This window comes from Brucella tritici (genome assembly GCF_008932285.1).
Lineage (GTDB): Bacteria > Pseudomonadota > Alphaproteobacteria > Rhizobiales > Rhizobiaceae > Brucella > Brucella tritici.
Genome location: NZ_WBVY01000012.1, coordinates 1 through 15,631, shown reverse-complemented (window position 1 = coordinate 15,631; position 15,631 = coordinate 1). Strand labels below are relative to the sequence as shown.

The following is a 15,631-nucleotide window of genomic DNA, read 5'->3' as shown; positions in this document are numbered from 1 at the left end:
CAGACCTCACATGCGCTGTTGAGGTTGCAGCAAAAACCGATTAAGTTCATAATAGCATGATACCAATTTGGCTAAGTGATACATGCTTTTTCGCAAATCATAAACCCCCTATGAATAGGGATAACGAATAAGCAAGACGGTAAGGGCTAGAAAATGAAGAGAACCATCGCAATCGCAATGAGCAGTTGTATGTTGGCAACAGCCGCAATCGCCGCGCCTGCAATCAACAAGGACTACATCAAGTCGCTGGCATCGCCCGGGAAGACCGTGCTTGTCATTGAGTATTATGACGGCGACGGAAAAGTTACGGCTCGGAAGGGGTTTGCATCCGCCTCGGGCTATAAGGCAACTTCACCGACCGAATTTCGGGTTGATGATAAGACCGTACTTAATCTGTACGGGCTAGAAGCCTGCAAAGGCGAAATGGTCAATCGCAAGGATGATTTTGCTGGTTCTTGCACTGACTACGCCAAGCAGCAGCTGCAGATCATGTTGCAGTCGCCGAAGGTTCTCTTTTGTCGGGCATTTGTTAGTGAAGAGAGCGCACCCAAACAAAATGTGACGTGCTACGGCTATTACAATTACCCCGGGAGCCTGGACACGGTTGATATGCTCGAAGAGCAATTGCTCTCTCTTGGCGCGCTCCGCATTGCGAAATCGAAAGACGGGAAGCTAGAGCGTCCCGATCTGGAGAACGCGCAGAAGATTGGAGAAGACGGCTCCTATGGTATGTGGGCCGATCCGCGGGTGAAGGCCCAATGAAGCCAGCCCTATTATCGCTCTGCATGGTCCTTTTATCGACGACGGCTTTTGCAGCCCCGGAGGGATATTTCGACCTCCAGCCGGGCGTTACTTTGGAAACTGGCGATACGTGGGTCTCAGAAGGCCAGCGCTATCGCCTCTATGGTGTTCAGTCATGCCTTCGAGGAACTGCTTTCACTGATACGACCGGAAACAAGAAGGACTGCGGTGAGGCGTCGCTTGCCGTATTCGCCGCTTATATCAAAGACACCAAACCCGTGTGCGCTCCCGTAGCGCAAACTGCCGATACTTCTTATGTCATTTGCTATGCCACAATCGGCGGAAATCGCCTCGATTTAGCGACGGTATTGATTACGAGCGGCTATGCCTTTGCCGCGCTGAAGGCTGACGGGCTTCCCTACTATCCAGCATACGCAGTGGCCGAACAGGAAGCTCGTGAGAAGCGGGCAGGCCTCTGGCAATTCGAAGACGTTCAGCATCCTGCCATCCTGTTGAGCAAATCGGCAAACGAACGGACGAGGAATGCCCAACAATGAAATATCTGATCGTAGCAATGTCATTTGCCCTCGCATCGACACCAGCATTCGCAGCTGACTCTCTTCAAAGCGCGCCAGCTGTCAGCTTACTGGTTCAACCTGGCCAGCCGGCACCGCTTCCAATCTTCAAGGGTCGTGTCGCGGTTATTGATGGTCGGACCCTCTGGTTTCCCGCTTATGCCCAACGAGTTCGGCTCGCGGATATTGACGCGTGCGAATTGCCTCAATGGGCGCTGGATCCGAAATGGACGAACAGAGACGTCACGAAAGCACCGCCGCCTGTACCCTGTGGCCCCTTTGCCAAAGCTTGGCTCAAAAGAACGATCGGGGCGTCTGCCGTCTCCTGCGGTGTCGTCGGCTATGATGCTGAAGGCATGGCACGAGCAAGATGCACATCACGGGGACGCGACCTAGCTCTCGAAATGCTTCGCGTGGGTTGGGCGAGGGTGGATTCACCCTACCTCAACCACCCTCAATATCTCAGCTATCAGCGTGCCGCCATGTCGGCGCGATATGGCATGTGGGGAACTTACGTTCTGGATATGAACGAGTGGCGGCGTAAGGCAGTCGACAAAACGCTCGATCGTCAGCCAATCGCGGATTTCAACCTGCTCGTAGAGCGCAAAAGCGAGATCTCTCCCCCGTTTGCCGACGCGCGCAGAAAACCAAGAAGGACAGACCGATAGTTGGCGGAGATCGCTCATATTGCGCTCAATTTCGCGCGCGATCCCATGGCCTGCTTGTTGTTGGCCATCTTGCTATCGTTTTTGCTTATCATCCCGTCGTCGAAAATCTGGTGGGTCCACGGCATAATCGCGGCCCTTTTCCTCACCATATCGCTGTTTTTCCACGAACAACGGCAAATGTCGTTCGATGCGTTCTTGATCGGCGTCTTTGCCTATCCAGCGGTATGCCGCGACATACCAAATCAGCTCTTGGTCTATCGAATTGGAATTTACTGGTTTTCTGCGTTCACACTTATCGCCCTATGCAGCTACGCGGCCGGAGATCTCATCACACGGTCCCCTTTTCACGCCCGAGACATGTTGCCTACCGGGTTGGTTTCAACCGCTACAATATGAGGATGACCTGAAATGAAGCAGCTTCTGTTTGCACTCGCTGGCCTTGGCACTATCGCCGGGACGCCATCCGCTGCAATTGCGCAAGACACGGGAGGCACGCCATCTTGGGGTTGCCAGGTTCTTTTGTGCGCAGCATCCTCAAACCCTTCGTGGCATGGCGTCCCTTATTGTGTCCCGCCAATGACCAAACTGATCAAGGCCATGGCAAAACCGGGTTTCTCATGGCCCATTTGCCACGAGGCAAAGTCTGGCAAACCCGGATATCAGCCTTACGAGGATTGTCCATCTGGTTTCAAGGAAGCCAGCAATATGAGTGATCGCGGCGCAATGCTGTCGAACCGCTGCGAAAAGACAATCAACACCTGCACCAACAAGATCAGGGAACAGAACAAAGAACTTCAGCAATACAAGGATGTTCAATATCGAGACATTGGTAACTCGGATCGCGGAAATAGTTGTCGAAAGGTCGTCTCCATTGCTCGGCCTATGCGAAAAGACCCTTACTTTATTGACATTCCCGATTATCAAGGTCTTAAGGGGCGCTATTGGTTCAACCTGAAACTTTAAGGAGCTCTAATGAATCAGAACGCACTTCTCGCACTGGCTGCTAGTGCCGGCATCGCAGTCGGTGCGGGCGGTACTTGGTTCGCAGTCTCCAACTCTACGAGCAACGCAAAAGCACTGGCCAAGGCCGACATAGTTGCGGCCATCAACGCCGACCCGACACTTTGTCCCGTTCCAGATGAGCCAGCGTCGAGCGCTAAACTCGATGTACCAACTCAAGCTGAAGCACTGATTGCCGTAAGGAAACTGGAAGAGAAAAATCCGCTTTTGTGGGATAGGAGTGAACTTGAAAAGCTTTCCGTCTCACTAGCGAATTGTTGGCCTGTTGACGGTGCCAACGGCGTAGTCGAGTGCGTTACCAACGTCAAAAAAAATCCGTCAGCGCAAGCTATTGCGAGGACGGTTGGATTTGCCAAGGATCAATCATCTGGCGAATGGATTGCGACAGACCGCAAATAAATGAAGCCCGCGAGCGGGCTTCCATCACAGTTAGATATTTTCGACACTCTTCAAAACTGTGGCCACTTCGTTTTTCGCGAGGGTTAGCCGTCCTGAGATAATTGAGGCTGCGAGATAGACCAGTTTGCCGATTGCGTCATCTACATCTTGCGGCTCATAATCAACGACCCGGCGCGGGTCGTCAGCCAAAGACGATAGTTCCAGCAGCCGTTTCGTCGGGCCAGCGTTACATTCTGGAACGCCGCCGCTTTCGTTCTCCCAACTTATCGCATTCCCAATTGCATCCATAATGGCCTCCGAAAGTCATTTTCAGAAGATGGGTTAAGCTCATAAGTGCAATTCTCAAAACTGACGCATAGTTGATAGCAGCAAGAAGCATACTCATTAGAAGATCGGGTACTTCTTACTGTACGATGCTCAGTTTCTTACCTCTATGCACCAAATTCTGACGAAACAGCCATCCCAAAATCTAAATGATAAAAACGTTGATTAAGGTATCTTGCACGCTAGGATACGAAACGAAGCGAAACGCAACGAAATTTGAGCCGGTAAGAGATTGATAAAAAACGGAAAGTTTTTTTTCGTTCCACCGAAAGACGGGAGCGATTTCAAGGAATTGTTCAAGCGTATCGCCGCTGAGGGCGCAGGTCGCCCGCTCGGCAGCGACGGCGCTCGCACTGGTCCCTGGACGCCGGAGCTACTTGCGGAGGCCATAACGCTTGTCGATCCCAAGCGCGTCGGCGTTGATCTACGGACTGTACAGCTCTGGTTTCAGGAGAATGAGAAAGGCATAAGCACTACCAACATCGGTTTGCTGGCGAGAGTTCTAAGCTGCGGTGACTCGGCTGCCAGAAGTGAATGGATTATGGAGCTTAGCGCGGCTCAGTCCCGGTTGGTGGCGAAAAGACGCGAGATGAAGAGGGCCGAAAGTGTTGGGCCATCGGAGCCAGACCGGGGTGCAGCTCGAATAGCAAGATCGGATTCCGTACGCGATGACGATGGCAGGCGATGGAACCTAGCCAGACAGTCTGAGAAGCTTTTCAGCGAAGGTTCTCCCCTGAATCTGTCTGCTTCTGTTTTTGCCGGAATGTCCGCCCTTGGATTCCTTTCGTTCATCATAGGCATTCACAACGTTAAGTTCACCCGATCCGATGGCGTCATCAAGCAGGTCGGCTTCCTTTGGGCGGCGAACTGGACATTAGTGTTCATGGTATTCCTCCCGCTCTTCCTTGCCTTTGTTTTTGAACTGGTGAATTCGTGGAAGCACGAAAAACGGAGGGGGCTTGTCGATGGCGCAATCGAGGACAGCGACAGCGCATGGAAGCGAATTATTGATGCTTCATCCGGTTCATTCTGGGCAGTGTTCCTAATATGCTTATTATTTGCGGGTGTTTTCCAGTGGATTGGCGTCTGTTTGATGCCTCTCATCAAAGGCGGAGGTAATTACGCGATCGATTGGGGCACAGTCGCGATAGTCCGGCCTGAAATCGTAACGATACCTGTTGCGATCTTTTTCACGGCGCTCGCCTACCTCTATATGTGCCTATCGTTTTATCTTTTTTTCGCCGGTCTTATTCTGCTTTATTCTGTGATCAATGACTTTTGGAAAATCCGCAGCGCGGCAAAATCACGGATCCTCTTGGACGCGGGCGATCTAAGCGATACCGGGTTTTGGGTTATGCTGTGGGTTTTCCGCTGCACACTCTTAGGTATGCTGATCGCTACCGTCATGAAGCTGCAAAGCTCTTATCTGGCGTCAAATGACCCAAGCATCGTTGCATGGGTGATTAGCGACCTTTCATCGATCCTATTCGATCGTACAGACGTGCACAGTCGCATTAGCTATCGGATGCCGACACACTTCAGCAGCCTGCTCATCGCAATATCAACCTGTTTTGTTTTTCTATATGGTGTGATCCGCGCTGGATCGGGAAGTCGTTATAAAGTCGCTCTCTGGAAAATGACCGCAGTTGTGGCGCTGCTTTTCGCAAGCTATTTGTCTATCGACGCGTTTTCCGGCTTTACGGTCCTGATGTTTGCCGGGCTCCTAATCGCTATTTACTGCTTATTTGATCCGGCCTTCGGGCGCGGGCGTGCGAGTGAGGTTAGCAATCAAAGTGTTTCATAGTTGGCTTGATCAATGGGATGAGAAACGGGCACGACGCGGAGAAGATGCTAAAAAAGCAACGATCGTCAGTCTTGATGCAGAACGCGCGTTTCCGGGCGCTGCGAATGTTTCCAACATCGAAGAATTCTGCAAGCTCGGGGTGCAGGCAACTGCCACGCCATCGTACTTCAGAGCGCCACTCGGCGACGACAACGATTTTGAGCGGGCAGGGGATTTCCTCAAATTTCCATCTGATATTTCGACAGACATTGAGGAAAATAACCTGGTCTGGTCGAAGATCACCGATAGCGGCTCGCGCGACAAGGCACTGGTAATCTTTCATCATTGGAACGCACGATCCCGCAACCGACAGATAGCGGGTTATTTGTCCAAAAGGGGCATCACAGTCGTTGAGATTGCTATGCCGTATCATTTTGAAAGGAGCCGTCCGGGGGCCGACTACGCTGATTATATGCTAAGCGCAAATCTTGGCCGAACGATCCAGTCACTACGGCAGGCCGTGTGGGATGGACAGAAGCTCATTCGTTGGCTGAAAAGCGAAGGATATCGAGAAATCTCCGTACTCGGAATGAGCCTCGGTTCATGGGTCGCAGGACTGGTCGCCGCTCATGATACCAACGTTAGGAAAGCCTCGCTGTTTCTCACAGGTGGCAGTCTGGCCGAAATGGTCTGGACCGGGCGAGCAACGCGAGCAATACGCGAGAGCTTTGAACCCACGATAAACCTTTCTCAACTGCACAGGGCTTGGGCACCGCTTGATCTGGGGAACTACGCTTACAGTCTCGCCCGTCCTGATCTGGATATTCAGATCGTTTTGGGAAAAAGAGACAAGGTTGTATTGCCAGAAGTGTCAATTGCTCTGTTGGAAAGTCTGAATAATGCTGGCGTAAACCCGGATGTTCTGCAATTAAACTGTGGTCACTATTCACTGGCAATTCCGCCGTACATAATTTTCGCCGGAATTAATTTAAAACGGTTTCTGTCGAAGTCTGACAGTTCAGATCGTCAAACATGAACTATCAATTGTGAATATCCATCATCAGGTGCAGGGGTTTGTCCTAATCAAGGGGATCAATTTCACCATTCTCGGAGGGGAATTAATGGTCAAACTGCCTTTGAAGGCCCTGCTTTGTACGAGCTGCGTTGTATTGGGAACGGCCAGTCATGGTTCTGCCGGCGGACTGGAACGTGGCGGCTATAACATAGACCTTCTGTTTGATCCGGATCGGTTCGCCACGGAGGCGACCTCCATCTATGTCATGCCAAACAGGAAGCTAAATAACGTCAGAGATAGCAGTCCGTGGGACGGACCAGTTGGTGGGGGACGAACCGACGGTGTTAAGGAATCTGAGGCTTATTGGTTCCGCGGATCGGTCTCAAGTTCGGTATCATCGATTCCCTTGATTGCCTTCTCGACTATTCGCAGCCATGGGGCGCACATACAAATCCCGGTCGAAACTGGGCTGGCGCCAACGACAACACCGAAACCAAAATGAATAGCGATGGCTATTCCGGAACCTGTTCTTATAAATTCGACGTCAGCGAGAAGGGCCAGTTTCGGCTCATCGGTGGTGTGTTTTACCAATCCATGGACGGCTTCAAAGAACAGCTGGTCGCGCCTATCCCGGCTAACCCGTTTGGCTGGAACGGTCTCGGTCGATTAACGCTGGAAGCAGACGGATGGGGATGGCGCAGTGGCTTCGCCTACGAGGTTCCGGAATACGCATTTCGTGCCAGCTTGGTTTATAATTCCGAGGTTAAACTTGACGAGTTCACCGGTAAGCTCGATCTCACAGGTCTCCCACCTGGCGCTGGCGGAAATCCGCTTGCAGGAGGATCATGGGATGTAAACGGGTCCGCCAAGCTGCCACAATCCCTTGAATTGAAAATGCAGTCGGGAATTGCGCCGGATTGGCTTGCCTTCGGGTCGTTAAAGTGGACCGACTGGAGCGTTCTGCAGGATATTCCATGAGCTTCGATTTGGTGGATTGATAGGGGTGCTTACCGGCGGTGAAGTCTCGAATGAGGTCGTCAACCCTGCAACAGGCCGTCCTTATCTGGACGCGTCCTATGACTTCGATGATGATATCGTTTCTGCATTGACCTTCTCATTGAAGGTCAAAATATAATCTGGCAAAGCCCGCAATTGAGCGGGCTTCTTGCCCATCTCAGTCCAAATTCTCGACACTCCTCAGCACCTTTCTCATCTCGTCCTTTGCCAGCGTTGATCGACCAGAAATCAGAAAAGCCGCGATATAGACCAGCTTATCGATAGCGTCAGCGACATTTCCCGGTCTGTAGTCTATTACCACGCGCCGCGCGTTCGTCTCGGCGGCCGCCAGTTCCAGAAGCCGTTTTGCGTGATCGGCATCGAAAAGGTCATCCGAGTTCTCGCCAACGCCCCGCTGATCCGTTCTCTTACCAAAAGCCTGCATGTGAGCATCCGTCACAACGACGAGCCTGACAGGCATTTCCTCGCCTCTTTTTACCATTTCGCTCTCCATTTTCCCTTTTCCCGCGAAGCGGTCTTGCTCTTGCCCATGGGGCAGGAGCCCCGCTCCTGCTCCTGCGGCGTCGCAAGTCAGACCGGGAGAGAGGGGGCAAGCAGCGGCGAAGAGCGGGCAAGGCCCCCGCCCTGCCTGATGGTGCGCAACGCGGTTGCACCTGGAATGGTGCGACCGACTTGCTGCATCGAAAGGTCGAGGCGATGCTTGTGGGGAGAGAGGGCAGAGCCCTTTCTTCCCTTTAAAAACAATGAGCTCGTTGGCGCTCTTGCGCCGCCAATGCCGAACATTAAACTGGCGTCCGAATTGAGGTTCGGTGGAACCAACTCGATAGGAGGCGAAATTCAGATGACGGGTGACAGAAGTGCTTTTGTGATTAGGCAGATTGTCGAACTGCCCGCCCAATTGGATCAATTGCAGCAAGAGGCCGAAGCAGAAGGCCGCAATATGATTTCCATGCTTCGTGACGAATGGCGCAGCGGGGCCAATCGCTTTGACCGCCCCGGCGAAATTCTAGCTCTCGGAACTGTCGATGGTGAGATCGCCGGTATTGGCGGTACAACACAGGATTTCATGGATAGCAACTGGCTACGTATGCGGCGGTTCTACGTTCGACCGGCTTTCCGGAGGCGCGGGGTTGATCGACAGATTGCATTGTTTGTACTTAACCATGCGATGACATTTGATCGCCCGATCGTGCTCTACTCAGCGGGCTCTGATGCGGAATTGTTCTGGCCGACGATTGGTTTTATCCCAATCGAGCGCGAAAACACGACTCATATCTTTCCTGGCAAACAATGACTGGATTGAGAGTAAGTGGACTGCGCTCGAGATCCGTTCTGCCGCACAATTACTGACTATCTGGCCGACTGCATACAATGTTTTAGCAAGTTAGGGATGCGACGTTTTTAGCAAGATAGAAATGCGACAGGTGCTGACGTTCAGCCCCCATTCCGAGAGGCTGGTCAGGGTTGCAAGCGAGGAATGGGGGCGGGTGAATATCCACCTCTTCGGCTTTAGCTTTGAGAGTGCCAAATGTCATTAAAGATGGGCATTTCACTCGGCTGCAGCCAACCGGGCTAATGCTTTTTCCCGACGTGCAGTAACTTCAGGATCGTTCATGTAAGCGGTGCGCGATTTGCGCTCACGCTTCTGATAACCGTTGGCTGTGCTGCCGTCGCGAACACCAAACATGTGGTTCGTCTGCCCCGTTCTGCGTGGTCCACTCTTACTGCGTTGCAATTCCCGACCTGCCTGCATCTCGGCCACAATCGATAGCATGTCATCCAATCGCTTGTTCTCGACAACAGGCGACCGGTGAACAGAACGAAGCTTGTCGAAGGTTGTATAGGGCAGGGTGTCCGTTCCATGCATGATCTCCAGACGGCCATCCGGATAATCGCAGACAATCACCTTCTGTCGGGCCAGCCGCTTTGCAAGCTCCGTCGGCTCCAGGATGAACAGCACCTTGTCGTAACGCAGCGTCAGTGTTTGCGAAAGTGTCCGTACTTCCTTCCGGCACATCGCGCTGTCGATGTTCTCATGCCCGGCCAGCGGTCGATGCATATCCTTCGGATTGCGCGGCTCCTTGCCAAACCGGGCATTGAAGTCTGCAATATATTCCGGCGCATAAGCATTTGCTGCTTCGATTGTATCAATGCCGCGCAGTCGCAATTCCTTCACCAGGCGATCCTGCAAAGTCCTGTTGGCCCGCTCGACACGGCCTTTGGCCTGCGGAGTATTGGCACAGATAATATCGATGTTGAGCTCATAAAGTGCCCGACCAAACTGTGTCAGGCCGCTTGTTCGATCTTTCTCTGAACCATGTGTGGAGCGAAACACACCATGCTTGTCGCTGTAAAAGGCCAGCGGCTTGCCCCATTCCTGCAAGTAGGCCTTCGTCGCATGAAAATAATCGAATGTATTCTCTGATCCGGCAAAACGCAGATGCAGAAGCTTGCCGGTGGCATCGTCAATATAAACGAGGAGGGCGCATTTGGGACCCCGCTCCTCAAACCACCAGTGATGCGACCCGTCGATCTGCACCAGTTCACCGAAACAATCCCGCCGGCCGCGCGGCTGATGCAGTTGTCGCTTGCGTTCACGACGCGACGTCCACAACCCAGCCACCGTCATCCATTGCCGCAGCGTCTCCTTGCTGACCGAAAGCTGGTGTCGTTCGGCAAGCTTCTCACAGGCCAGTGTCGGACCGAAATCCCGATAATAACCCCGCACCAAATCCAGAACACCATTGCGGAAATCTTCGCTGTAACGATGATTGCTCAGGCGACCGCGTCTTCCCGAAACCAGTCCAGCACTCCCAAGTTTATCGTAAGCCTGTAAAAGACGATGAATCTGGCTGCGGCTGAGATCGAGCAATGCGGTGGCCTGTATAACGGTCAGGCGGCGATCCCGTATCTTCTGAATGACTTCCAATCGATTGAGTTCTCTCTGCGACATAGTAATCAAACAAGACATGGCAACTCTCTAAACTGATACACATCAATAGAGAGCCAGTCTTCCTTTCCTCGTTCGATCTGAACAGAGCACGCGACCTAAAAATGTCGCATCTCTATCTTGCCCATCTGTCGCATCTGTATATTGCTGTTATATACAAAAATCGCATAATACGCATTATGGAACTATGTTGTTGATATTGCTATATAATACATGATCGGCTTGCTAAAGTCCATTCGTAAACCGCAAGTCGCATTTTGCATCCATCCACGCCAATCACCATGAATGATACGACTTTTCGGTTTGATAAACTTGATAACCGAGCCATAGCGCCCCGCCAGTGGCGATGAGCAGGCCGAGGAAGAAACGCCCTACAATTGCGCCCACGACGAATTGCAACAGGAACATGAGGAAGCCGATAAATAAAGCCGTTTTCAGTGGAGAGCTCATTTTCCGCCCCACTTCATCTGAACGATAATGGATGCTGTTTTTCCGCTCTGTGGCTTCGCCACGGTCAGGAAATTCGGTCCGGTTTGGGGGTAAGGATGGTACTTATCGTCGCTCATTTTCCAGTCCCGGATAAGGAATCGACAAAAAGACGTCGTTGATGGAATCCTGGCAATCGGGATGCTGTTTCTTTAGAGCGATCAGGCATTGCCGGTAATAATCCTGATTGGATTTCAGAAGCCGAACCTCCTCTTCCAGATCGCCAATCCGCTCAAACATCGCTCGCGTCGCCGGCGACAGGTCTCGCGCATCACCAGTCCTGTAATCCCAAAGCGTCATCAAACGCCCGTTTTCGACGATAGCAACGACGAGCTGCGCTGTCTCCGGATAATAGCGCGGCAAAGCCGCGGCCTTCAGAGCCGTTCCAGAAAGGCCACCTTCACAATATTCGCCACCTAGCAGCCGCGGATTGTCGCCGCTATGCTCTGCCATGGCGACATACACGCCATCCTCTGGATATCCGACCAGGCCTGTCGCCTCTTCATCAGTCAAAATGCGCACGATCCAGCTCCTATTGAATCATGTGCTTGAGGACTGTTGCCCACTTGGCTTTGGATGCATCATCACCTTCAAACCACGCATCCATACCGAACCAAGCGGCCATGATGCTTGCCTTGTCGCCGTAGTAAGCACGGCAATCCTCTATGATCAGATTTGTGTCTGCCGTTCGGAACGAACAGACATCCTCAATCATGCTGCGCGCATCCTGCAGCGTCTGGCCCGGCAAAAGCACAGGTATCGCGTCCATCTTTCTTCCTCCTCAAAAAAAGGGACAATCAGGATGCGGCGAACGCCGCATCCTGATTGCCGCTTTCGTCAATGCTGTCAGGCTTGGTCTTCAAATGCTGGATGAAATTAGAGATCGCCGCAAGCGTAGGAGCGTCGAGCGTCCGCAGCTTGTCGAAAATCGATTTCGTCATTTCTGCTTCTTTATTTGTGGATCGTCGACCTGTTCAAGCCCAAGAATATCAATCCATTCTTCTAACGAACGTCCCTTCATATCTCCTGTCAAACGTTGTTTCATTCCTTTTATGGGAAAATCGATGTAGCCGATTTGGCTAGCTGAATGCGGTGAAAAATAGAGTTATGATTGAATGGACTGGGCACGTAGCTGCGCGCCGGCGCTCTATGCTTTCGGCACGGAACCTGGCATTATGCCGGTTTCTGCCCATGCGGGTGACGATCGCACTCGTGCAAGGCGCATAGCGGCTCAAAGAAATTTCAATTACCGAATTGGCTATCTCTTGTTTACACGACCCGACGACTTCAGCATAGTGCGTCAATCCGGCGACAACCGGAATAGGTGCTGACGTCTTGCTAGCCCTTGGCGTCAATCACCTGGGAGCCGTCCTGCGTGCAAACAGGTCGGCTCCCTCCCTCGTTGACAATCAGATGATGAATGGCGACCGCAACGGCGGTCATCTTTAGTTTCACTAGTGAGGGAGAAAGAGCGCTGCCCTCTCCCCCTCGCAAGAAAAAAACGGTCTCCCCGTCCTTCCTCGCATCGTCCCTTTGGTCCTCAGCTCGTGCAGGATCGATACGGATCCGCATACGCGGATCTGCACCGACCCTCCGGCTACGCCTCGGGCGGGCGAACCCCCTCCGTTTTTTTTCCTTGCTACCCCCTCTCCCGCTGTTCCGCACGAGCTCGGGAGCAGGAGTGGGGCTCCTGCCCGATGGGCAAGAGCAAGACCGCTTCGCGGGAAAATGGAGAAGATCATGATCAATAAGAACAAGCCAACAACCATCATTATCGCGTTGAACAAGCTGGATCGTGACCCGAAGAACGTGCGCAAAACCTACCGCAAGGAAGGTATTGAAGAACTGGCGGCAAATTTGCGTAGCGACGGTTATCAACCGTTGCAAAATCTGGTCGTGCGCGAGGGCGATAGGAAAGGCCATTATTTCGTGACGGCTGGTGAACGCCGCCGTCTGGCGCTGCTTTTTCTGGCAGAGGCTGGTGAGATTGCGGCAGATTTCGCGGTCGAGTGCAAGGAACGTGCCGCCGAGGATGCCACGGCAATCAGTCTTGCCGAAAACGCTATGCGCGAAGAAATGAACCCCGTTGACCAATATGAAGCTTTCAAGGCCATGGCAGATGAGGGAAAAGACATTGCTGATATCGCCGCTCGCTTTGCGATCTCTGAAACCATAGTGCGGCAGCGCCTCGCGCTGGCGCGCGTCGCACCCGAATTGCTGCAATTGTTCCGGGACGAGGAAATTGGCTATAGCCAGTTGAAAGCTTTTACCATCTGCGATGATCAAAAGCGCCAGATGGAAGTCTGGAACGCCCTGCCTGACTGGAATCGTGACGCGCACCGGATCAGGTATGCCCTGACCGAGGAAATGATACGAGCAGACGACAAGCGTTTTGAGTTCATCGGTGGCGTTGAGACATATGAAGCGGCAGGCGGAGCGGTCAAACGTGACCTGTTCGATACGCGAGACGGTGGATATGCCACGGATGCCGCCTTGCTGGAAAGGCTGGTTGCAGAGAGATTCACCGTGATTGCCGAGCAGGTGAAGGCCGGAGGCTGGCAGTGGGTCGAATGCAGCACGGGCGTTCCCGATGGGTTGCACCGCATGGAACGCTTTTATCCCGAAGACGTGCCGTTGTCCGCTGAAGATCAGGTCGCACTTGATGCAGCACAGGCAGAATATGACGAAATTGCCGAATTGATTGAGCATGATGCCGCCGACGATCAGGCCGAGGAAAAGCTTGAAGGTGTTCAGGAGCGTATTGACGCTCTGACGGCCAAGACGGAAGCTTTCAGTTCCGAAGCACTGGAACAGGCTGGTGCGTTCGTGATGATGGACTACTACGGCAAGGTTCGGATCGAGCGTGGCTTTGTGAAGGCCGAGACGGCGACGGTTGATGACGAGACTGAGAACAGCGAGACGGAACATTCGTCCGAGTTGACGGCTCCCTCCCTTCCAGTGATGACGCATAGTGCGGCTTTAATAGAGGACCTGACCGCACACAAGACAGCGGCGCTGCGCATTGAACTGGCGAACAATGCGGACATCGGGCTCGTTGCCGTGGTGCATTCGATGTTGATCGAGGTTGTTTATCCCTACGGCGGTCATAGCGCCTTGCAAATCCGCGTCAGCCATGAGCGGCTTGACGGTTCGATGAAGGATGCCGCGAACTGCGAAGGCTTGTTGGCCTTCAACGACCTGTCGGATCGCTACGGTGACATTCTTCCCGGCAATCCTGATGACTTGTTCGATTGGCTGCGTGAGCAGCCACAAGACATGCTTCTATCGCTTCTGGCTTTTGCCGCCGCTCATGCCGTCAATGCGGTTGAGCCGAAATTCTGCCAGCGCAAGGGCGATGTGGCGCAGGCCAATCAACTTGCCCGGTCACTTGACGTTGATATGTCGGATTGGTTCGAGCCGACCGCCGACAACTATTTCAATCACGTCAACAGGACGACGATTGAACTGGCAGTGGCCGAAGCCAAGGGCAAGGATGCGGAATTGTCAGTCCGTGCCGCCAAGAAGAAAGCCGAAGCGGTTTGATCGCAGAACGGCTCGCTTCCGGAAGCGGATGGCTCCCGGTCCCCGTTCGGATCGCGGATGAAGCCGCAGCCGAAACCATGGACGACGAAACCGGCGAAGAAGCTGGAAGCGTCGACGATGAAGAGGAGTTTTCCCAAGCGGCTGAATAAGCCGCAGGACGGTCGTGCGTTTCTCCCGCACGACCGGTTCCCCATTGCGAATGTAGAGAAAAGCATCTACATTAAAGTAAATATTTATCTACATGGAGTGCCAGTCATGGCAATCAATGTCACAAATGAAACCGCCGACCAGTTGACGCGCAAGTTCGCAAAGATCGCAAAGGTAAGCATTTCTGATGCAATCGTCATTGCCATGCGCGAAGCGATCGAGCGCCGTCTGAACGTCGAAACACCGGCCCAGACTGCAGCGCGTTTGCGAGAAAAATATCACGTTGCAGGCAAGGAAGCAGCAAAAAAGCCTCTACCGAAGGAAGCCTATGACGAAATGTGGGAATCGTGAGCGACATGTTTATTGACGCTTGCGCCCTCGTCGCTGTTTTGTCCGACGAACCAGAAGCCGAACGCGTTTCCACCGCGATCATGAATGCCAAAAAGCGCTTTACATCACCGCTTGTCGTTCTGGAAACTGCCCTCGCCTTATCTCGGCCAGACAAGTTCGATCTTCCCATTGATCATGTTGAGCCAATTATCATGGAGTTTCTGGACGCCCGCGCCATTGAGCTTCGCGATCTGCCGCCTGCAAGACGAACCACGACGCTTTCACTCCACGCGGCCAATACCTACCGGAAAGGCCGTCGTGGTCTGAACTTGGCAGACTGCATTCATTACGCGTGCGCAAAATATTATCGTGTGCCAATCTTGGCGACGGATAACGAATTTCGCGAAACCGATCTGGAAACCGTGCCTTAGAGTGCACGGTGTCCGATATCGCGTGCTTCAGATTGCCAGTCTAAATTCCGTATGGTCCTGACACAGCTAACCTCGCGGTTATGTCGCAAAATTTTTACTGTTTCTGCGTCCTGTCATGATCACAGCGTGTCATTGCGGGAGGTAAAGAGGAATGACGATCACTTTCAAAGGGTCTCATTTTCCCAAAAGTGTCATCCTTTTT

The 15,631-nt window shown here is 52.8% G+C and carries 21 protein-coding genes; 14 read left to right on the top strand and 7 right to left on the bottom strand.

What is annotated here, in order from left to right; all coding sequences use genetic code 11:
• Window positions 1–153: 153 nt before the first annotated feature.
• The 6 genes from F9K94_RS23685 to F9K94_RS23660 are packed head-to-tail and all read left to right on the top strand — an operon-like array spanning window position 154 to window position 3,403.
• The gene (locus tag F9K94_RS23685) at window positions 154–762 is read left to right on the top strand and encodes a hypothetical protein (protein ID WP_151649004.1); all 609 of its coding nucleotides are present in this window, start codon (window positions 154–156) and stop codon (window positions 760–762) included.
• A complete protein-coding gene (locus tag F9K94_RS23680; RefSeq protein ID WP_151610604.1) occupies window positions 759–1,298 on the top strand; it encodes a thermonuclease family protein in 540 nt (179 codons plus the stop codon). The genes F9K94_RS23685 and F9K94_RS23680 overlap by 4 nt, the downstream gene beginning before the upstream one ends.
• Window positions 1,295–1,984 (top strand): thermonuclease family protein, encoded by a 690-nt coding sequence (locus F9K94_RS23675; protein WP_151610605.1) that lies wholly within the window; start codon window positions 1,295–1,297, stop codon window positions 1,982–1,984. Before F9K94_RS23680 ends, F9K94_RS23675 begins: the two co-directional genes overlap by 4 nt.
• Window positions 1,985–2,380 carry a hypothetical protein gene (locus F9K94_RS23670; RefSeq protein ID WP_151610606.1) on the top strand — a complete coding sequence of 132 codons (396 nt, stop codon included), beginning with the start codon at window positions 1,985–1,987 and terminating at the stop codon, window positions 2,378–2,380.
• Window positions 2,381–2,392: 12 nt separating this feature from the next.
• The gene (locus F9K94_RS23665; RefSeq protein WP_151610607.1) at window positions 2,393–2,947 is read left to right on the top strand and encodes a hypothetical protein; all 555 of its coding nucleotides are present in this window, start codon (window positions 2,393–2,395) and stop codon (window positions 2,945–2,947) included.
• Between the two features lie 9 nt (window positions 2,948–2,956).
• Window positions 2,957–3,403, top strand: coding sequence for a hypothetical protein (locus tag F9K94_RS23660; RefSeq protein WP_151610608.1), 447 nt, complete (start codon window positions 2,957–2,959; stop codon window positions 3,401–3,403).
• 30 nt (window positions 3,404–3,433) lie between these two features.
• Here the strand turns inward: F9K94_RS23660 and F9K94_RS23655 are convergent, their stop codons facing one another.
• Window positions 3,434–3,691 carry a hypothetical protein gene (locus F9K94_RS23655; RefSeq protein ID WP_151610609.1) on the bottom strand — a complete coding sequence of 86 codons (258 nt, stop codon included), beginning with the start codon at window positions 3,689–3,691 and terminating at the stop codon, window positions 3,434–3,436.
• A 268-nt stretch (window positions 3,692–3,959) separates the two neighbouring features.
• Between F9K94_RS23655 and F9K94_RS23650 the strand changes: the two genes are divergently transcribed.
• The 3 genes from F9K94_RS23650 (at window position 3,960) to F9K94_RS23640 (ending at window position 7,503) form a co-directional block, all read left to right on the top strand.
• A complete protein-coding gene (locus F9K94_RS23650) occupies window positions 3,960–5,531 on the top strand; it encodes an RcgA family putative transporter (RefSeq protein ID WP_151610610.1) in 1,572 nt (523 codons plus the stop codon).
• Window positions 5,521–6,546: an alpha/beta fold hydrolase gene (locus F9K94_RS23645; RefSeq protein WP_151610616.1), complete on the top strand. Its 1,026-nt coding sequence runs from the start codon at window positions 5,521–5,523 to the stop codon at window positions 6,544–6,546. The genes F9K94_RS23650 and F9K94_RS23645 overlap by 11 nt, the downstream gene beginning before the upstream one ends.
• 342 nt (window positions 6,547–6,888) lie before the next feature.
• The gene (locus F9K94_RS23640; protein WP_373418773.1) at window positions 6,889–7,503 is read left to right on the top strand and encodes an outer membrane protein transport protein; all 615 of its coding nucleotides are present in this window, start codon (window positions 6,889–6,891) and stop codon (window positions 7,501–7,503) included.
• A gap of 196 nt (window positions 7,504–7,699) precedes the next feature.
• Here the strand turns inward: F9K94_RS23640 and F9K94_RS23635 are convergent, their stop codons facing one another.
• Window positions 7,700–8,023 (bottom strand): hypothetical protein, encoded by a 324-nt coding sequence (locus F9K94_RS23635; protein WP_231771634.1) that lies wholly within the window; start codon window positions 8,021–8,023, stop codon window positions 7,700–7,702.
• Between the two features lie 360 nt (window positions 8,024–8,383).
• Here F9K94_RS23635 and F9K94_RS23630 point away from each other — a divergent pair, with 360 nt between their 5' ends.
• Entirely contained in the window at window positions 8,384–8,836 is a 453-nt protein-coding gene (locus F9K94_RS23630; RefSeq protein WP_151610611.1) for a GNAT family N-acetyltransferase, read from the top strand.
• Between the two features lie 255 nt (window positions 8,837–9,091).
• Here F9K94_RS23630 and F9K94_RS23625 read toward each other — a convergent pair whose 3' ends face one another.
• The 5 genes from F9K94_RS23625 to F9K94_RS24570 form a co-directional block, all read right to left on the bottom strand.
• On the bottom strand, window positions 9,092–10,513 hold the full coding sequence (locus F9K94_RS23625) for an ISNCY family transposase (protein ID WP_151610612.1): 1,422 nt from the start codon (window positions 10,511–10,513) through the stop codon (window positions 9,092–9,094).
• 255 nt (window positions 10,514–10,768) lie between these two features.
• Window positions 10,769–10,942 carry a hypothetical protein gene (locus tag F9K94_RS24575; RefSeq protein ID WP_192799577.1) on the bottom strand — a complete coding sequence of 58 codons (174 nt, stop codon included), beginning with the start codon at window positions 10,940–10,942 and terminating at the stop codon, window positions 10,769–10,771.
• Window positions 10,943–11,044: 102 nt separating this feature from the next.
• Window positions 11,045–11,500 carry a hypothetical protein gene (locus tag F9K94_RS23620; protein ID WP_151610613.1) on the bottom strand — a complete coding sequence of 152 codons (456 nt, stop codon included), beginning with the start codon at window positions 11,498–11,500 and terminating at the stop codon, window positions 11,045–11,047.
• Between the two features lie 10 nt (window positions 11,501–11,510).
• On the bottom strand, window positions 11,511–11,747 hold the full coding sequence (locus tag F9K94_RS23615) for a hypothetical protein (RefSeq protein WP_151610614.1): 237 nt from the start codon (window positions 11,745–11,747) through the stop codon (window positions 11,511–11,513).
• A gap of 28 nt (window positions 11,748–11,775) precedes the next feature.
• A complete protein-coding gene (locus tag F9K94_RS24570; protein WP_192799576.1) occupies window positions 11,776–11,919 on the bottom strand; it encodes a hypothetical protein in 144 nt (47 codons plus the stop codon).
• A 799-nt stretch (window positions 11,920–12,718) separates the two neighbouring features.
• On the opposite strand from F9K94_RS24570, the gene F9K94_RS23610 reads away from it, so the two are divergent.
• The 4 genes from F9K94_RS23610 to F9K94_RS23600 all read left to right on the top strand — a co-directional run bounded on the left by F9K94_RS23610 (window position 12,719) and on the right by F9K94_RS23600 (window position 15,429).
• The gene (locus F9K94_RS23610) at window positions 12,719–14,521 is read left to right on the top strand and encodes a ParB/RepB/Spo0J family partition protein (RefSeq protein ID WP_231771633.1); all 1,803 of its coding nucleotides are present in this window, start codon (window positions 12,719–12,721) and stop codon (window positions 14,519–14,521) included.
• The gene (locus F9K94_RS24750) at window positions 14,518–14,670 is read left to right on the top strand and encodes a hypothetical protein (RefSeq protein WP_231771632.1); all 153 of its coding nucleotides are present in this window, start codon (window positions 14,518–14,520) and stop codon (window positions 14,668–14,670) included. The genes F9K94_RS23610 and F9K94_RS24750 overlap by 4 nt, the downstream gene beginning before the upstream one ends.
• Before the next feature lie 106 nt (window positions 14,671–14,776).
• A complete protein-coding gene (locus F9K94_RS23605) occupies window positions 14,777–15,019 on the top strand; it encodes a type II toxin-antitoxin system VapB family antitoxin (protein ID WP_151610735.1) in 243 nt (80 codons plus the stop codon).
• A gap of 5 nt (window positions 15,020–15,024) precedes the next feature.
• A complete protein-coding gene (locus F9K94_RS23600; RefSeq protein ID WP_151610734.1) occupies window positions 15,025–15,429 on the top strand; it encodes a type II toxin-antitoxin system VapC family toxin in 405 nt (134 codons plus the stop codon).
• Window positions 15,430–15,631 lie beyond the last annotated feature (202 nt).